Raw genomic sequence first — 15,700 nt, forward strand, 5'->3', positions numbered from 1 at the left:
GGCTTCGTGGTGCTGATGCCATTGGCAACAATCTGTGAGTAGGACGCGCGATCGCGCGCCTCTAGAGTGGCACGTCCCAAGATCATTGCTTCGATATGTTCGGCAAGATGCGGGTCATCATGGCGTACGAGCTGCCGCATCATTCCGATCGGGTACGATCAAGCTTTCATAGTTCTGCTTGGGGTTCTTTCGGCAACACACGCCTCGGCGGTAGCATTGCTGGAGCGGCATCCTGATCAGCTTTACGGGCTCAATTGCAGATTTCAGCGCTCCAGCACCGACGAGGCTGGTCCTCCCAATTGACCTCACCTCCACGCGACAGCCGGGCCTCACCTGCCGACAACCCGTTTGGCTGCAAGCAACCTCCCCTGTGGCCGGCGGCTTCTTAGTTGCAGACTTCAACGAGCGAAGTACCAGTTATTCCGCCTCGCCTCCCCGTATCTTCGAGCCGGCAGCCAGAACGAACTGGACGACAACCGACAGAGTTGCAATAGATCTGACCCGTCGCCTGCGGCTTCGCGGGTGTGGTTTCGACCTTCTTCTTTTCATTGTCTTGCTTGTTGGCATCATCGCGGGTCGCGACCGGCTTCTTGTCCTGCGCCTTCTCGCATTCATTGTCGTCGTTGATGCGATAGCCGGCGCGGCAGGTGATCTTGACGCAAGTGTCGCCGTCCGCCTTGAAGCCGTGATTGCACACGAGCGGGCAGACGCGCCCCGGCTTGGTCTTGATGGCATCGAGCGCTTCGAAGCTCGCGAATTTGGCGTCGAACTTCGTGCCGGCATATTTGTTGAAGAGGGTGAGCGAACGCTGCGAGGTCGCATTCCAGTCGCCGTCCGCATTGCTCGCGAGACAGCCGACGCGGCGGAGTTCTGACTGCACCAGCTTGGCTGTCTCCTGCGGCGACAGACTCGGCGGCGATTGGGTGGGAGCCACGGCCGCGACCTTCTGCTCAGCGTCACGCTGAGCCTTCTCTTTGGCGGCTAGCTCAGCCGCTGCCTTTTCGCTGGCGATTCTCTCGGCCAGCGCCTTCTCGGCAGCCTGCTTGTCGGCCAGTGCCTTGGCAGCTGCTTCTGCATCCTTCCTGCGCTGCTCGGCGGCCGCCGCCTTGGCCTCTTCGATCCGTTTGGCCTTCTCCGCGGCGATCCGAGCATCTTCGGCAGCCTTGGCCGCTGCTGCGGCTTTCTCCTGCTCGGCCTTCTTGGCCCGTTCGGCGGCAAGCTTTGCCTTCTCCTCCTCGGCCGCCCGCGCCTTCTCGGCCGCTGCAGCGCGGGCGTCTTCGGCGGAAATCCGGTTGAGTTGAGCCTTGGCGAGATCGGTATAGAAGCCGCTGGGATAACGATTGAGGAATGCGGTCCAAACGTCGCGCGTGCCGAGCTGGAGCGCCAGTTCGTAGTCGCGCCGGATTTCGCTGTCCGGGTTCGCCTGCGGTCCGGTCGCGACCGGCTTGGCCGGAACCAGGCCACGTCGTCGCCGCCGAGCGAGCCGTACACAAATGGCTCCTGCTTGTAGCCGGTATTCTTGAGCACGTCGTCGCGCACGAAGCCGAACGCCTTGCGCAGATCGAGCCCGGGCGTCGGCAGACGTTCGACCAGAGCCGCCGCGAACGGGCTGTTCTTGGAGTCGCCGTCGGACGCCGTCGAACCCGCTTTCGCCGCGAACGCGATCATCGTATTCGGGCTGGTTGGCTCGACCTTGGCGAGGCCGCGGCCGATGGCACGCGAGGCGATGGTACGCTTCATCGTCTTGGCAAACGGGTTGTCGCGACATGCATCGAGGATGATCAGGCGCAGCTGCTTTGCAGGTTCGACCGCGAACAGCGCGCGGTCCAGCGCGATCGTTTCGTCGAGCACGTCGCTGTCGGTCTCCAGCGTCGCGTCTGTCGGGATCAGATAGTTGACGCCGTCCAGTTCAATGCCATGACCGGCGTAATAAACCACCGCGACCCCAGCATCCCGCGCCTTGCCGCCGAAGTCACGCAGCGCCCGACGCATCTCCGAACCGTTGAGGTCGAGCTTGATGTCGACGGTATCGAACCCGGCCTTCCTGAACATGCCGCCGACCAGGGTGGCATCGTTCGCCGGGTTCGCCAGCCGCGCCACGTTCTTGTAGGCCGAGTTGCCCATCACCAGCGCGACGCGCTTCTCAGCCAGCGCCGGGCCCGCTCCCACGCAGATCGCAAACATCAACAAAACAAACAGCCGAAGCCGCATTCCAGCCCCCGAATGCAATAGCGTCAGATTATTCGCAGCATGGCCAATCGCAATCTGTGCTCAGTGATATCAGTCACACATCCATGCGCCATCCGGGCAACCCCGTGCCAGGCATCACGGCCATCATGCCCTGTTTTGGCCCGATGGGTCAATCGTTATTCGAAAAAAACGAAAAGACTCGATGCTGCCAACGCTTGGCTACTGTGCATGGGGTTGTTTTCGATTTTTTGGTTTGGAGGCTCCAGCCTACAGTAAGCCGACCGCCCTTAGCCACGCGGCCCGCGCAGCTGCGCGGTCAGCCTCTCCATCGCCTCCGCCACTTCGCGCCACTGCGACAGCCAGCTGCGTGGAAAGCGGAAGGTGAGGTCGGCGCCGCCGACGCGGCGCTCGGAGAGGCACATGCCGGGGGTGGCGGCATCGCGCGTGCAGCGCGCGGTGAGCGCGGGGCTCGCAGCCGAATAGAGGTCCTCGCTGCCGTAGGGCGTGTCGGTGCGGAACATGCGCATCGTCAGGCCGTCCGCCGGGCTTGCCGCGGCCTGGTCGAGATAGCGCGGATAGATCGTGGCCGTGCGCTGCTCGGGCGAGAGCGCATCGTGATGGGCCGCGATCGACAGGAAGATGCGGTCGATCGACTGCAGCGCCGCTTCCGCCGTGTCGGAGGTGACGTGCTTGGGCGCGCCGGGCGGCTCCAGCGAGGGATAGAGGAAGTCGAGATCGATGCGCTCCTGCGGCCCCGAGTGCCGCTGGATCTTCATCCGGATCGCAGTCACCGGCAGGTTGAACAACGTGCCGCCGACGCTCACCGGCAGCTTGTCCGGCGCGTTCGCGCCCCGGCTGCCCCAGGTCGGCCACAGCAGATAGGCGACGAGCGCGACAGCTGCGACCGCCGCCGCGCCGCCGAGCACGATCGGCACGACATGCGCCCGGGTGCGCGTGCGGGGGGACCTGAGGGGAGCTGCCGAGAACAATGCCATGAATTGTGCGAGGTCGACCGGAGGTCGGCCGATGGCCGACGAATCAGCGGCGAATATGCCATGCGACGGCGCTTTCGCGCAGCGTTCCCGGCCGCTTGAATCGGGGACGGCCCCTTCACGGGACGGCCGGCCGCGTTAACCTTTCCTTAAGGATAATGTAGCGTTAACGGGCTCTGTTTGTCACAGGAAGGCACGCGCGTTGTGTAAGGGCGGAGCACTTCCGATGACACCTGAAGCTCTCAACACCTTCTTCTCGATCGGCATCGGTTTCGCGCTCGCGGGCGCGCTCGTGAACGGATACCAGGCGCTGGCGCAGCGGCCCGCCGGCTTCGGCCTGCTGCAGGACGGCGTGGCCCCGAAAACCTTCGCGGCAGTTCCCTTCCTGGTGTTCGCGGCGCCCTTCATCATCATGCGCAACACGCTGCGCGGCGTGCGGGTGGAAAGCCGCCGCATGGAATTCGTGATGATGGCAACCGTCATCGCCGCCTTTTGGAGCATGATGAGCGGCACCTTCTTCCTGATGACGCTGCGCGCTGCCGGCATTCTGGTCTGATCCGAAGTGCCTCGAGCGCGGCCGGCCCTTTGCGTCGCGGCTGCCGTTTGGCTATGCCAGTCGTCAATGCGACAGGAGACAGCCAATGGCCATCTACGAGCTTGACGGGCAGGCGCCCGACCTTCCCGCCGACGGCAATTATTTCATCGCCGAGACCGCGACCGTGATCGGCCGGGTGCGCTTGAAGCCGGGCGCGAGCGTTTGGTTCGGCGCAGTGCTGCGCGGCGACAATGAGTGGATCGAGGTCGGCGAGGGCGCCAACGTGCAGGACGGCTCGACCTGCCACACCGATCTCGGCTTTCCGCTTGTCATCAGCAGGAATTGCACCGTCGGCCACAACGTCATCCTGCACGGCTGCACCATCGAGGAGGGCGCGCTGATCGGCATGGGCTCGATCGTGATGAACGGGGCAAAGATCGGCCGCAACAGCATCGTCGGTGCCGGCTCCGTCATCACCGAGGGCAAGGAGTTCCCCGAGCGCTCGCTGATCATCGGCTCGCCCGCGCGCGTGATCCGCACCCTCGACGACGCCCAGGTGCAGAAGATGGGGAGCGCGGCCCGGTTCTACGTGGCAAACGGTCCGCGCTTCAAGCAGGGCTTGAAGCGGATCGGCTGACCGGCCCGCCCGGCCGCGCTTCGCCTCAGCCGTGCCACGGCTCCATACCGTAAAAATACAGCCTGACGCCTTAATCCTCTGCTAGCGCGATCACGCTTATCATCCAGCGTTTTCAACCAGGAGGAGCGGCGCCATGGGAGCTGCGGCGCTGGAATCCGGCTTCAGTGCCGGAACCAAATTCTTGAAGAAATTGGTCCGTTTCGTGCGCGGCGCCGACACGCTGACGGTCGCGGAGAAGGTCTACAGCATCGCCGCCTTCCTGGCGATCGTCACCACTTTCCTGCTGGTGATGTCGGTCCAGTCAGTGCGCCTGCAGACGACGTATCGCCACCTGCATGCCACCTCCGCCGACGCGGCGGTCGGCGTCGGGCGCATCAACGCCCTGATCTACGCCGTCGTGATGGAATCGCGCGGCATCTACATGTCCGCCGATCGTGCCGCGATGAAGCAGTTCGCGGACGGGCTGGTGCGGCGCAACCGCGAGCTCGCCGAGGCCGTGAAGAGCATGGAGCGCACGGTGGGCGACGACGACGCCGAGCTGTTCTCTTCCTTCCGCCAGCGCATCCAGCAATTCATCGACTTCCGCCAGGAGCTGGTGCGCCGCGGCGTCGAGATCAGCCCGGCCGCGGCCCGCGAGTGGGGCGACAACGACGCCAATCGCACCCTGCGCAGCAAGCTCAACAGCGATCTCGAAGCGCTCGAGCGCATCTACGAACAGCGCGCCCGCGAGGCGGACGAACTCGCCGACAGCCACCGCTACGCGGCCGCCTATCTGTTCGCGCTGGGGCTCGTGGCGCTGATGCTCGCGGCGTTGAACGTCGTCGTCATGCGGAACTCGGTGATCGGCGCGCTCGCCGATATCACGCAGGCGACCGACCGGATCGCGCAGGGCGACGTCAAGAGCGAGGTGCCGCATCTGCGCCGTCACGACGAGATCGGGCGCCTTGCGCGCGCGGTGCAGAATTTCCGTGACGCGGTGGCGCGCATCTTCGAGCTCGAGGAGCTCGAGCTCGGCACTGCGCAGGCGCGCGACGCGGCGATGACCGAGCGCGACAAGTTCAACGACAAGTACCAGGCCAAGAAGTGGCAGCTTTCGGCAGCGATCAACAACATGCCGCAGGGGCTGATCATGCTCGACGGCAAGGCCAATGTGGTCGCGATGAACGCCAATTACCGCAGGATCTACAATCTGCCTGAGACGATCCAGACCGGGTCGAGTCTCGAGGAGATCCTCCAGCACAGGGTCGAGAGCGGATTGTTCAGCGGCGACGTCACGAAATACGTCGCGGCGGTGCTCGACCGCATCGCCAAACGCCAGCCGACGTCGTACGAGATCGCGCTGAACGACGGCCGCATCATCAAGATCTACGAGCGCCCGATGGACGGCGGCGGCTGGGTGTCGGTGCAGGAGGACGTCACGGAACAGCGCCACCGCGAACGCATTCTCGAACGGATGGAGCGCTTTCTCGCCACCATCATCGAGAACGTGGCCGAGGGCATCATCGCCAAGGACGCGCGCAATCTGCGCTACGTCTTCGTCAACAAGGCCGCCGAGAAGATGATCGGCATGTCGCGCGGCGAGATCATCGGCAAGACGGCGCGGGAATTGTTCTCCGTGGAGGCTGCCGAATTGATCGAGCGGCGCGACCAGCAGTTGCTCGCACAGCGGCAGCAGCTCGAGCCGATCATCGATACCATCGATAATCCCGTCCGCGGGCGCCGCGTCATCTGCGCCCGCCGCATCCAGGTGGGGGGCGCCGGTGAGGAGTCCCACATGTTCGTGACCATGGTCGAGGATCGGACCGAACGGCCGGCAGCGGCGGCATAGCGGCCGGCGGCAGCTCGCATCTGCCGCGGGCTGCCGATGCTCGCGCGGAAGTGAGACAGTGTGGCTGTCACGAATGACCGACTGACGGTAGCTTGGTCCTGCTTTGAAGCGTGGAGCAACCTCCACGCGGAGGATCGAGTGATGTTACGCAGGATGATGATGACGGCGCTGGCCGTGGCGGCGGTCGGGCTGTCGGCGCCACAAAAGGCCGAGGCGGGCGGCGGTTTCGGACGTGGCGGAGGCTTTCACGGCGGTGGCTTCCATGGTGGCGGCTTCCATGGCTGGGGGTACCGTCATTGGCATGGCGGCGGCTTCTGGCCAGGGATCGGGATCGGGGTGGGTCTCGCCGGCGCCGGCCTGTACGGCGGTTATTACGGCTACGGCTACCCCTATTACGGCGGCCCCACCCTTTATGGCGCCGGCTACAACGACGGTTATGGCGGCTGCTACGTCGTGCGCAAGCGCGTCATGACCCCGTCGGGATGGCGCTACCGCCAAGTCGACGTCTGCGAGTGAGGCGAAATAGCTGTTAAAAAACAAGGTCGTTGACGCAGTATACCGTCAACGACCTTGCCAGCCCCGGATATTGAAATCGGCTCACGCCATCCGGTAACGGCGAGCATCGCGCGGAATCATACCGGCGAATGTGATCCAGTTCACAAGTGGCGAAAATAAAGTTCCCGCACCGTGCCCGGCTCAGCCGCCCGAGCGCTTGCGGGCGCTGGCGTGGACGCGCCGCGCCGGTTTCCTGCGGGTAACCGATGGAGTCTCGACCTCGGTCGCCCGTGCACTGGCAAAGGACTGCCGCAAGCCGTCGATGGATTCGTTCAAGGCCGTCACCTGCTCCGACAGGCGCTTGGTGTCGGCCTGTTGCGCCGCCAGCAGCCGCTTCATCGTCTGAAGCTGGTCCTGCACCACCTGAAGCTGGTCGATCGATTCCTGCTGGGTCGCCTCCAGCCCCTTGGTCTTCTCGACCAGTTGCTCGGAGGCCTGGGCGGTGCGGGCCTGAAGCTGCCGCGAGGCCACCACCCGGTCGCTCTCGGGGGCGGCACCGGTATAGGCCCGCCAGATTGCGATCGACGTCACGCCCGCGATCAGCAGCAGGAGGGCTGCAGCAGTCAGCGCGATCGGCTGGGCGCCAAGGCGAAGGAGGGTGTTGGACGGCCTGTCCTGGGCGAGATCGATCATCGCTGACAAAACCCAAATTGAAACTTGGTGAGTGGCGAAGACCGGCAACCCAGAGGGGTCACCGGGGCGTCCCGAAAGCCTTACGTTTCGGCAAGGAATGGGACCAAAAAGAGGCTGAGCGGCAAAAAACCAGTGATCAGCGGCTCTTGCAGCCCGGGAGCGCCGCGCAGGGGGCAGGGATCAAGGCTGAAATTGCGAGAACGGCCCGGAATAGCTCTTTGCGCGCGGTGCCGCATAGGGCCCGAGCCGGGAGGTCTTCAGTCCAAGTCGCACCAGTGATTCCGCCAGCGTCACCGCGGCCGCGACGCCGTCGACCACGGGAAGGCCGTGCGTGGCGGCGAGCTCGCCTGCGAGATCGGCCATGCCGGCGCAGCCGAGCACGATCGCTTCTGCCCGGTCGTCACGGATGGTGGCGGTGATCTCCGCCGAGATCTTGCCGAGCGCATCAATGTTGCGCTCTTCCAGCGCCAGCACCGGGACCTCGGCGGCACGGACGCGGGCGCAGCGTTCGGCCAGGCCGTACTTGCGCAGATTGTGCTCGAGCGGCACGATGGAGACGCCGAGCGTGGTCACCACGGCAAAGCGCGCCGCGATCAGGCTCGCGAGGTGGAAGCCGGCCTCGCCGATGCCGATCACCGGCGCCTTGGCGGCGGCACGCGCGGCATCCAGGCCGGTGTCGTCGAAGCAGGCGATGATGTGTGCGTCCGCGCCGTCGCGATCGGCCTCGCGGATGCAGCCGAGCATGCCGGGCACCGCGAAAGCTTCGTCGTAAAACCCCTCGATCGAGACCGGGCCCATCGCCGGCTGACGCGCATCGATCACTGTGCCCGCGAGGGCAACGCTGCGCGCGGCAGCGGCGATCTTCGCCGTCATCGACGCCGTTGTGTTGGGGTTGACGACGTGAAGCCGCATTGGAACAGACGAGTCCTTATCTCAGACGAGTCCCTTGCCGGCGTCCGAGCCCTTGGCCGCCTGCCGCTTGTTGAGCACGTGAATGGTGCCGAGCGCAAGCGTGATGACCGTGAACGAGACCGCCGAGATCACGGTGCCGAGCGCGTAGATGTCGGGGTTGGTCACGGTGGTGGTGAGGCCTTGAAGATCCAGCGGCAACGTGTTCACGGCGCCGATCGCCTGGCTGGAGCGTGCGAGCTCGTCCCAGGACAGCGTGAAGCCGAACAGGCCGATGCCGATCACCGAGGGCAGGATGATCGGCAGCACGACATGACGAAAGGTCTGCCACGGTGTCGCGCCGAGATCGCGCGCGGCCTCTTCCAGCCGCGGATCGAAGCGGTTGAAGATCGCGAACATGATGAGCAGCCCGAACGGCAGCGTCCAGGTCAGGTGCGCGCCGAGCCCGGACGTCAGCAGGCCCATCGAGGTCTCGAAATTCTCGTTCCAATGCGCCTTGATCAGGTCGTCGATGATGCGGAACTCGAGCGAGATGCCGAGCGAGGTGATGATCGAGGGCACGATGAGGCTGGCGATCGCCGAGTAGAACAGGATGCTCTGCGCCTTGAACTTGCGCCGGAACGCCATGCCGGCGGCGACCGACAGCACGACGGTGACGATCATCACGACGATGCCGAGCAGCAGCGAGCGGCGGAAGGCGGCACCGAGATCGACGATGCCGGTGCCCTGGAACAATTTTGCGATCCAGAAGGTCGATACGCCGTTCATCGGGAAGGTGAGGCCGCCCTGCGGCCCCTGGAACGACAGCACGTAGATCGCGATCATCGGCCCATAGAGAAACAGCACGTAGGCCGCGAAGAAGATCGCGAGCACGTAGAACGAGCGCGGGCGTCCTTCCTTCATGCTCTAGAGCTCCTTCTTGATGTCGACGATGCGCGACATCATGGTGATGATCAGGAAGGTGATTGCGAGGAGGATCACGGCATTGGCCGCGGCGGCGGGGAATTGCAGCGCGTTGACCCGCGTCTCGATGATCTTGCCGGCGGCGGCGATCTGCTGGCCGCCCATCACGCCGATGGTGATGAAGTCGCCCATCACGATGGTGATGACGAAGATCGAGCCGATCACGATGCCGGGCTTGGCCAGCGGAATGATGACGTTGACGAGGGTCTGGAAACCGCTGGCGCCGGCGTCATAAGCGGCCTCGATCAGCGACTTGTCGATGCGCACCATCGAGTTGAAGATCGGCACCACCATGAAGAAGGTGAAGAGGTGCACCAGTGCCAGCACCACGGAGAACTCGGAGAACAGCAGCCATTCGATCGGATGGTTGATCAGCCCCGTCTTCATCAGGCCGGTGTTCACCAGGCCGTTGCGCCCGAGCAGCGGGATCCAGGCGATCATGCGGATCACGTTGGAGGTCCAGAACGGGATCGTGCAGAGCAGCGACAAGCCCATCTGCCAGGTCTTGGACTTGACGTGGAAGGCGAGGAAGTAGGCGACCCAGAAGCCGATGAAGAGGGTGATGGCCCAGACCAGGAAGCAGAGTTTCAGCGTCTTCAGATAGGTCTTGGCGATGGTGCAGAGCTCAGGGAGCTGCGCAATGCAGCCTTCGAACGTGTCGGTGTAGCCGCGGCCGGAGAAAGCCGGCAGCAGCTGGTATTCGTTGTAGTCCCAGAACGAGACGATGACGACGAAGACGAGCGGAATGAGGAAGAACGCGAGAAACACCAGCATCATCGGCCCGGCCTGGAGCCAGGAGATGAAGGACGGCGACAGGCGCGTCGGCTTTGCGGCGCGCGCTGTGCCCGACCCCGGGATCAAGCCCGGGGCTGCCTGTTGCAGGACCTCTTCCGACATGTCCGTTACGCCGCGATGAACTCGTTCCACTTGCGGACCATGTAGTCGTTCTCGTCCATCACGGCGTTCCAGCACGCGACCCCGCCCATGCGATCCTCGTAGGAGCCGCCGTCACGCACCGCGCCGGCCTTTTCAAGCAGCGAGCCGTCGGGCGCCTTGATGTCCTTCTCGGCCGGTTTGCCTTCCATCCAGTAGGCCCATTCGTAGGGCTCCATGTGCGCCTTCGCAGTGGAGAGCACGGCGGAGTAATAGCCCTGGCGGTTGAGATAGGCGCCGGCAAAGCCCGACAGGAACCAGTTCACGAATTCATAGGCCCATTCGAGCTTGGCACCCGAGACGCCCTTGGACACGCAGAAGCCGGAAGCCCAGGAACGGTAGCCTTCCTTCAGCGGCTGGAAGGTGCAGGGGATGCCCATCGAGCGCACCTTGGTGACCGCCGGCGACCACATCGACTGAATCACGGTCTCGCCCGAGGCCATCAGGTTGACGCTCTCGTTGAAGTCTTTCCAGAAGGCGCGGAACTGGCCGGCCTTCTTGGCCTCGGTCATCACCTTCATGGTGAGATCGATCTCTTCCTTGGTCATGTTGCCCTTGTCGGCATATTTGTACTTGCCGGAGGCTTCCACGACCATCGCGGCATCCATGATGCCGATCGAGGGGATGTTGAGGATCGAGGCCTTGCCCTTGAACTCGGGGTTGAGCAGCTCGGCCCAGGTGGTGATCGGACGCTTGATCAGGTCGGGGCGGATGCCGAGCGTGTCGGCGTTGTAGACGGTCGGGATCAGCGTGACGAATTCGGTCGCCGACGTCGCGAACTTCTTGGAGTCCTTGCCTTCGAGATAGAGCACCTTCCAGGGCGCGGTGCCCTGGCCGCCGATCTTCTTGCCGCCGGGCGTCTCGCCCTTGGTGAAGACGGGCGTGATGTTGCCGAACTCCTTGATCTTCTTGGCGTCGAGCGCAAGGATGTTGCCCGACGGCACCAGCTTCTTCAGCGAGAAATATTCGGTATCAAGCACGTCGAAGGAATTCGGCTGGGTCATCACGCGCTTGGTGACGTCGTCCGTGGTTGCGGTGATGTATTCGATCTTGATACCAGTGTCCTTCAGGCATTGCTTGGCGATGTCGTCGCCCTCGTTCACGGCCGTGCCGAGATAGCGCAGCACCTTCGCATCGGCCGACTTCACGTAAGGAAAGCCGGTGATCGCGCCGGAGCCGGCGGCGAGGCCGGCGAGACCCGCGGTGCCCTTCAATAGCGTGCGGCGGCTGACGCCGGTCTTCCTGGTCGTCTCGGTCATTTCGCTCACTCCTCTGTGTTGCGCATTCCGTGGTGAAGGGTGCTATTGCAGGCGTTGCGCCTTGGCGGGATCCCAGGTCGCCAGCACGCGATCGCCCGGACGGAACGGATGCACGTCGAAGGCGCCCTCGGGAACGTGGGAGAACAGGGCGGTGCCGTCGTCGAGCGTGAGCGAGACGGCGATGTAGGAGCCCTGGTACTCGGTCTGGGTCAGCAGCGCCGGCGCGCCGAAGGCGCCGTCGACGAACGGCACGATGCCGAGCTGATCGGCGCGAACGGCGATGAGATTGCCGGCGTCGCTGAGCACGTTGTGGCCGCCGATGAATCGGGCCACGAATTCGGTGCGGGGACGATGGAAGATGTCGCGCGCCGTGCCCTGCTGCTCGATCCTGCCGTGGTTCATCACCACGATGTGGTCGGCGAGGGCCATCGCCTCTTCCTGGCCGTGGGTAACCTGGATGAAGCTGATGCCGAGCTCGCGCTGCAGCCGCTTCAGCTCGCCGCGCATCTTGACGCGCAGGAACGGATCGAGCGCCGAGAGCGGCTCGTCGAGCAGGAGGATCTGCGGCTCGGTGATCAGCGCGCGCGCGAGCGCGACGCGCTGCTGCTGGCCGCCGGAGAGCTGCGCCGGAAGACGGCCTGCATATTGGCTCATCGCGACCAGCTCGAGCAATTCGCCGGCGCGCTTGTGCCGCGTCGGCTTGTCGATGCCGCGCATCTTCAGGGCGAAGGCGACGTTGTCGAGCACGGAGAGGTGCGGAAACAGAGCGTAGGACTGGAACATCATCGCGGTGCCGCGCTTGGCGGGCTCGAGGTCGGTGACGTTCTGCGCGCCGAGGATGATGTCGCCTTCGCTGACCGCCTCGTGACCTGCGATCATGCGCAGCGTCGAGGTCTTGCCGCAGCCGGAGGGGCCGAGCAGGCAGCAATAGGTGCCGGCCGGGATCTTCAGGTTGACGTTGTCAACGGCCAGCGTGGCGTCGTAGCGCTTGGTGACGGCGACCAGTTCGAGAGCGGCGGGAATGGCCATGGCGTGTCCGAGGAGGGGCGTTGCGTCCCGCCTCTCTCCGCAAGGTCCGTGCCAACAGCCCGCGACGATGCGAATTTCAAAAACTGTGCAGCGGAGTCAGATCGTTAGATCGATTCCGTCCCAATTTGTCGGGCCGTCACCCGTGCAGCCAGCTGCACACAAAACGGGCGAAGATTGTATAAAGTTTCGCCTGTGATTGGATACAGCTCGTCGACTAACATTGCAGGCCGAACGTTCGTCGATCGAGCCCTCACAATCATGGCCGCCAAGACCCGCCAGAAATCCGATGCGCCAGACGCGAGCGATCGCGTCAGCCGTATCCGGGAGGGTGTGACCGCCGCGATCCTCGAGCATCGCCTGCTGCCGGGCACCAAGCTCGGGGAGGACGAGATCGGCGACATCTACGGCGCGAGCCGGACGCTGGTGCGCTCAGCGCTGCAGCAGCTTGCGCATGAGGGCATCGTCAACATCGAGAAGAATCGCGGCGCTTTCGTTGCGCGCCCGACGCCGGCTGATGCCCGTGAGGTGTTCGAGGCGCGGCGCCTGATCGAGCCCAGCATCGTGGACCGCGCCATTGACGCGATCTCGCCGGCCTGGCTCGATCGCCTGCAGCACCATCTCACGGAAGAACGCGAGGCCGAGTTGCGCGGCGATGCCCGCGCCTCCGTCCGTCTATCCGGCGAGTTTCATCGTCTCGTCGCCGAGATGAGCGGCCACAGCATCTATCTTGGCTTCCTGAAGGAGCTGATCGCGCGCTCCTCGCTCATCATCCTGCTGTACCGCCGTCACGACACGCCCGCGTGCGGCACCGATCATCACGCCGGGATCGCCGCCGCGATCCGCAAGCGCGACAAGGCGCGCGCCGGCGCCTTGATGCTGTCGCACCTGAACGAGATCGAGGCGGAGCTGTTCCTGAAGGATCCCGCCGCCGACGAATTGCGGCTGGCGGACGTGCTGGGGGCGTGAGAAGGGCGTCGCCAGCGCACGGGATCGGCGGGTCCGGACGCTATTGTGGCTCCAATCCGAGATTCTTGATCGACTCCAGCCAGACCGGCCCTTCTTTTTCGTAGAGGGCGACCGAGGATGCGCGGTCCATTGCCGGCGCATCGACCCCGAAGGCCTCCAGCAGCTTCTGGACACGCTCGGTCTTGCCGCCTTCGACCATCAGCTTGGCGAGCAGCTCGATCCGGTCGGTCGGCGTCGCAGCGGGCGCCACCAGGGTCGTGAAGCTGGTCAGCTGGAAGACCTTGCCGGTGACCCCCTGCTCGGTGAACGTCTTGGTGTCCGGCAGCTTCTTCATGCGAACCAGTGACGGAACAGCGATCGCGCGGCCGACGCCGGTATCAAGGACCGGAAGCGCGGCTTGGTAGCTGCCGGTCGCGGCCTGGATGACGCCGGCCGCCAGGTCCTGCCACATCGGCGCTTCGCCGCGGTAATGCACGATGGAGATGTCGAGGCCGTATTGGCGATTGAGCTCGGCGATCGCGATGTGCGCGAACGAACCGATCCCATACGACCCGGCCGTGACCTTGTTGCGGCGCGCATAGGCGACGAAATCTTCGATGGACTTTGCACCGGTAGCGGAATGGACGACCAGCGGCAGATGACCCGATGGCGTCATCGCGACGATCGTGAAATCCTTGTCCGGATCGTAGGCGAGCGACTTCAGCAGCAGTCGGTTTCCGAGCAGCGTGGACGAGATCGTGTACATCAGCGTATGGCCGTCCGCCGGCGAATCCTTGACCGATTGGGCTGCCAGCGCGCCGCTCGCTCCCGTCTTGTTTTCGACGACGACCGGCTGTCCGAGCTTCTGAGAGATGTAATCGCCATAGGCGCGGGCGAACGCATCGGTGATGCCGCCGGCGGGCGTCGACACGACGATTTTGATTGCTTTGGTCGGCCAGGCTTCGGCCGCAGCCCCGTCAGCCGTGGCCAGCACCAGGCCTGCAATCGCAGCGCCCAGCATTGCGACGAATGTCCTCACTTGCCCCTCCCGTTTTCTTGCGTCTTTGGGCGCCCTTTGGCCGCCGGGCAGAGATGTCACACGAGCAGAGTCAAATAGAAACAACATTTCATTGTGTGAAATGGTTAGCTCTTGGCGGCCGCGGACGGGCCGGCCGCAGCAAGCCTGGCGCTGAGCGTCTCGGCCAGTGCGGAGGCGACTTTCTTCATCTGAGGCACGAAGCGCCTGAGACCTTCCTCGGTGCTGACGGCCTCGCGCAGCATCATCACGTTCATGCTTGCGAACAGGCGGTTCGGAACAGCGACGGGAACGCCGATCGCCCAGACGGCGCCGCCGAAGATGCGGCGGCTGTAGCTCTCGTCCATCACTGCGAATCCGGCTTTCCGGATCGCGCGCAGCACCTTGGTGAGTTTGGCGGGATTGCGGGCGAGGTCGTTCCAGGGCTCCGGGCTGAGGGCAAGGCGCGCCGCGATGCGCTCCTGCTCGGCCGGTTCGCAAAACGCCAAATAGGCGCGCCCCATCGAGGTGCCCAGCACGGGAAAGCGAAAACCCGGCGGACGGTAGAAGAGCAGCGAACCGCCGATCCGCGTCGTATGCGCGATCACCATGGATTCCTCGTCGAGCACGGCCACGTCCGAGGGCCACTGAATCTGTTGGCGAAACTTGTTGAGCATCGGTTCGGCGATACCGCCGATCCAATTGGGTTCGTCGTAGCCGGCGCTGAGCAGGAGCGCCCGTCCGGTCGGGGCATAGCTGGGCGGCTCGGCGCGCCGCACTACATATCCTTCATGCTCCAGCGTTTCGAGCATGCGGACGATTGTTGCCTTGTTGAGGCCCGTCGCCTTATGCAGCGAGCCTACGGTCGATTGCCGTTCCTGGTTGATGACGCGCAGGACCTCGAGGCCTCTCGACAACGCGATAACGGGACGGAACGAGGGCATGGCAGCTCTTTGTGAGGACCGTGCCGCTAGTCAATGATGTAATCGCCGGATCAGTCAACAGGCCCGACTCCCGGCCGGGAATTGGACGGTGCCGCATCGGCTCCTCAGCGACCGATTTCGCTTTCGGCGGCAAGCTGCCCCTCTGCCGTGATCTCGTATTCGCCGTCGTGCTTGGTCATCCATCCTGACCTGACCATCTCTCGTGCAAGCTGTATCGAGCAGATCGGATGATTGCCGCCCGGGTGATACAGCCTGTCGTTGCGGACGAGCAGGTGCCCGTACAATCGCGCCTGGCGCAGCGCCCTGCGCATCCCCGGTGATGGACTTTTCATG

At 64.4% G+C, this 15,700-nt stretch carries 15 protein-coding genes and 1 pseudogene; 5 read left to right on the forward strand and 11 right to left on the reverse strand.

Annotation, left to right across the window (positions count from 1 at the left end):
* Nucleotides 1-385 precede the first annotated feature (385 nt).
* Nucleotides 386-2,211: pseudogene (locus I6F20_RS01260) on the reverse strand (caspase family protein).
* Nucleotides 2,212-2,477: 266 nt separating this feature from the next.
* Nucleotides 2,478-3,185 (reverse strand): hypothetical protein, encoded by a 708-nt coding sequence (locus tag I6F20_RS01265; protein WP_057029561.1) that lies wholly within the window; start codon nt 3,183-3,185, stop codon nt 2,478-2,480.
* A gap of 223 nt (nt 3,186-3,408) precedes the next feature.
* On the opposite strand from I6F20_RS01265, the gene I6F20_RS01270 reads away from it, so the two are divergent.
* The 4 genes from I6F20_RS01270 to I6F20_RS01285 all read left to right on the forward strand — a co-directional run bounded on the left by I6F20_RS01270 (nt 3,409) and on the right by I6F20_RS01285 (nt 6,698).
* Nucleotides 3,409-3,738 (forward strand): DUF6949 family protein, encoded by a 330-nt coding sequence (locus I6F20_RS01270; RefSeq protein WP_109143294.1) that lies wholly within the window; start codon nt 3,409-3,411, stop codon nt 3,736-3,738.
* An 85-nt stretch (nt 3,739-3,823) separates the two neighbouring features.
* Nucleotides 3,824-4,354 carry a gamma carbonic anhydrase family protein gene (locus I6F20_RS01275; protein ID WP_225124829.1) on the forward strand — a complete coding sequence of 177 codons (531 nt, stop codon included), beginning with the start codon at nt 3,824-3,826 and terminating at the stop codon, nt 4,352-4,354.
* Nucleotides 4,355-4,487: 133 nt separating this feature from the next.
* The gene (locus I6F20_RS01280; protein WP_225124830.1) at nt 4,488-6,182 is read left to right on the forward strand and encodes a PAS-domain containing protein; all 1,695 of its coding nucleotides are present in this window, start codon (nt 4,488-4,490) and stop codon (nt 6,180-6,182) included.
* Between the two features lie 141 nt (nt 6,183-6,323).
* Nucleotides 6,324-6,698: a hypothetical protein gene (locus I6F20_RS01285; RefSeq protein ID WP_225124831.1), complete on the forward strand. Its 375-nt coding sequence runs from the start codon at nt 6,324-6,326 to the stop codon at nt 6,696-6,698.
* A gap of 180 nt (nt 6,699-6,878) precedes the next feature.
* On the opposite strand, the gene I6F20_RS01290 is transcribed toward I6F20_RS01285, so the two are convergent.
* From I6F20_RS01290 to I6F20_RS01315, 6 genes are all read right to left on the reverse strand, one after another.
* A complete protein-coding gene (locus I6F20_RS01290; RefSeq protein ID WP_057029563.1) occupies nt 6,879-7,370 on the reverse strand; it encodes a hypothetical protein in 492 nt (163 codons plus the stop codon).
* Between the two features lie 180 nt (nt 7,371-7,550).
* A complete protein-coding gene (locus I6F20_RS01295) occupies nt 7,551-8,282 on the reverse strand; it encodes an aspartate/glutamate racemase family protein (RefSeq protein ID WP_225124832.1) in 732 nt (243 codons plus the stop codon).
* Nucleotides 8,283-8,303: 21 nt separating this feature from the next.
* Nucleotides 8,304-9,182 carry an ABC transporter permease gene (locus I6F20_RS01300; protein ID WP_025037151.1) on the reverse strand — a complete coding sequence of 293 codons (879 nt, stop codon included), beginning with the start codon at nt 9,180-9,182 and terminating at the stop codon, nt 8,304-8,306.
* Nucleotides 9,183-9,185: 3 nt separating this feature from the next.
* Nucleotides 9,186-10,139: an ABC transporter permease gene (locus I6F20_RS01305; protein WP_157280642.1), complete on the reverse strand. Its 954-nt coding sequence runs from the start codon at nt 10,137-10,139 to the stop codon at nt 9,186-9,188.
* A gap of 5 nt (nt 10,140-10,144) precedes the next feature.
* Nucleotides 10,145-11,434: an ABC transporter substrate-binding protein gene (locus I6F20_RS01310; RefSeq protein WP_036029687.1), complete on the reverse strand. Its 1,290-nt coding sequence runs from the start codon at nt 11,432-11,434 to the stop codon at nt 10,145-10,147.
* A 42-nt stretch (nt 11,435-11,476) separates the two neighbouring features.
* A complete protein-coding gene (locus I6F20_RS01315; protein WP_225124834.1) occupies nt 11,477-12,463 on the reverse strand; it encodes an ABC transporter ATP-binding protein in 987 nt (328 codons plus the stop codon).
* Between the two features lie 258 nt (nt 12,464-12,721).
* Here I6F20_RS01315 and I6F20_RS01320 point away from each other — a divergent pair, with 258 nt between their 5' ends.
* Nucleotides 12,722-13,429: a GntR family transcriptional regulator gene (locus I6F20_RS01320; protein ID WP_225124835.1), complete on the forward strand. Its 708-nt coding sequence runs from the start codon at nt 12,722-12,724 to the stop codon at nt 13,427-13,429.
* 40 nt (nt 13,430-13,469) lie between these two features.
* Here I6F20_RS01320 and I6F20_RS01325 read toward each other — a convergent pair whose 3' ends face one another.
* The 3 genes from I6F20_RS01325 to I6F20_RS01335 form a co-directional block, all read right to left on the reverse strand.
* Nucleotides 13,470-14,447 carry a Bug family tripartite tricarboxylate transporter substrate binding protein gene (locus I6F20_RS01325; RefSeq protein WP_036029677.1) on the reverse strand — a complete coding sequence of 326 codons (978 nt, stop codon included), beginning with the start codon at nt 14,445-14,447 and terminating at the stop codon, nt 13,470-13,472.
* A gap of 104 nt (nt 14,448-14,551) precedes the next feature.
* Nucleotides 14,552-15,367, reverse strand: a complete 816-nt coding sequence (locus I6F20_RS01330) for a helix-turn-helix domain-containing protein (RefSeq protein WP_036015272.1) — start codon at nt 15,365-15,367, stop codon at nt 14,552-14,554.
* Between the two features lie 104 nt (nt 15,368-15,471).
* Nucleotides 15,472-15,678 (reverse strand): hypothetical protein, encoded by a 207-nt coding sequence (locus I6F20_RS01335; protein WP_225114709.1) that lies wholly within the window; start codon nt 15,676-15,678, stop codon nt 15,472-15,474.
* Between the last annotated feature and the right edge of the window lie 22 nt (nt 15,679-15,700).

The sequence above is a fragment of the Bradyrhizobium sp. IC3123 genome (assembly GCF_020193625.1).
Taxonomy (GTDB): Bacteria; Pseudomonadota; Alphaproteobacteria; order Rhizobiales; family Xanthobacteraceae; genus Bradyrhizobium; species Bradyrhizobium yuanmingense.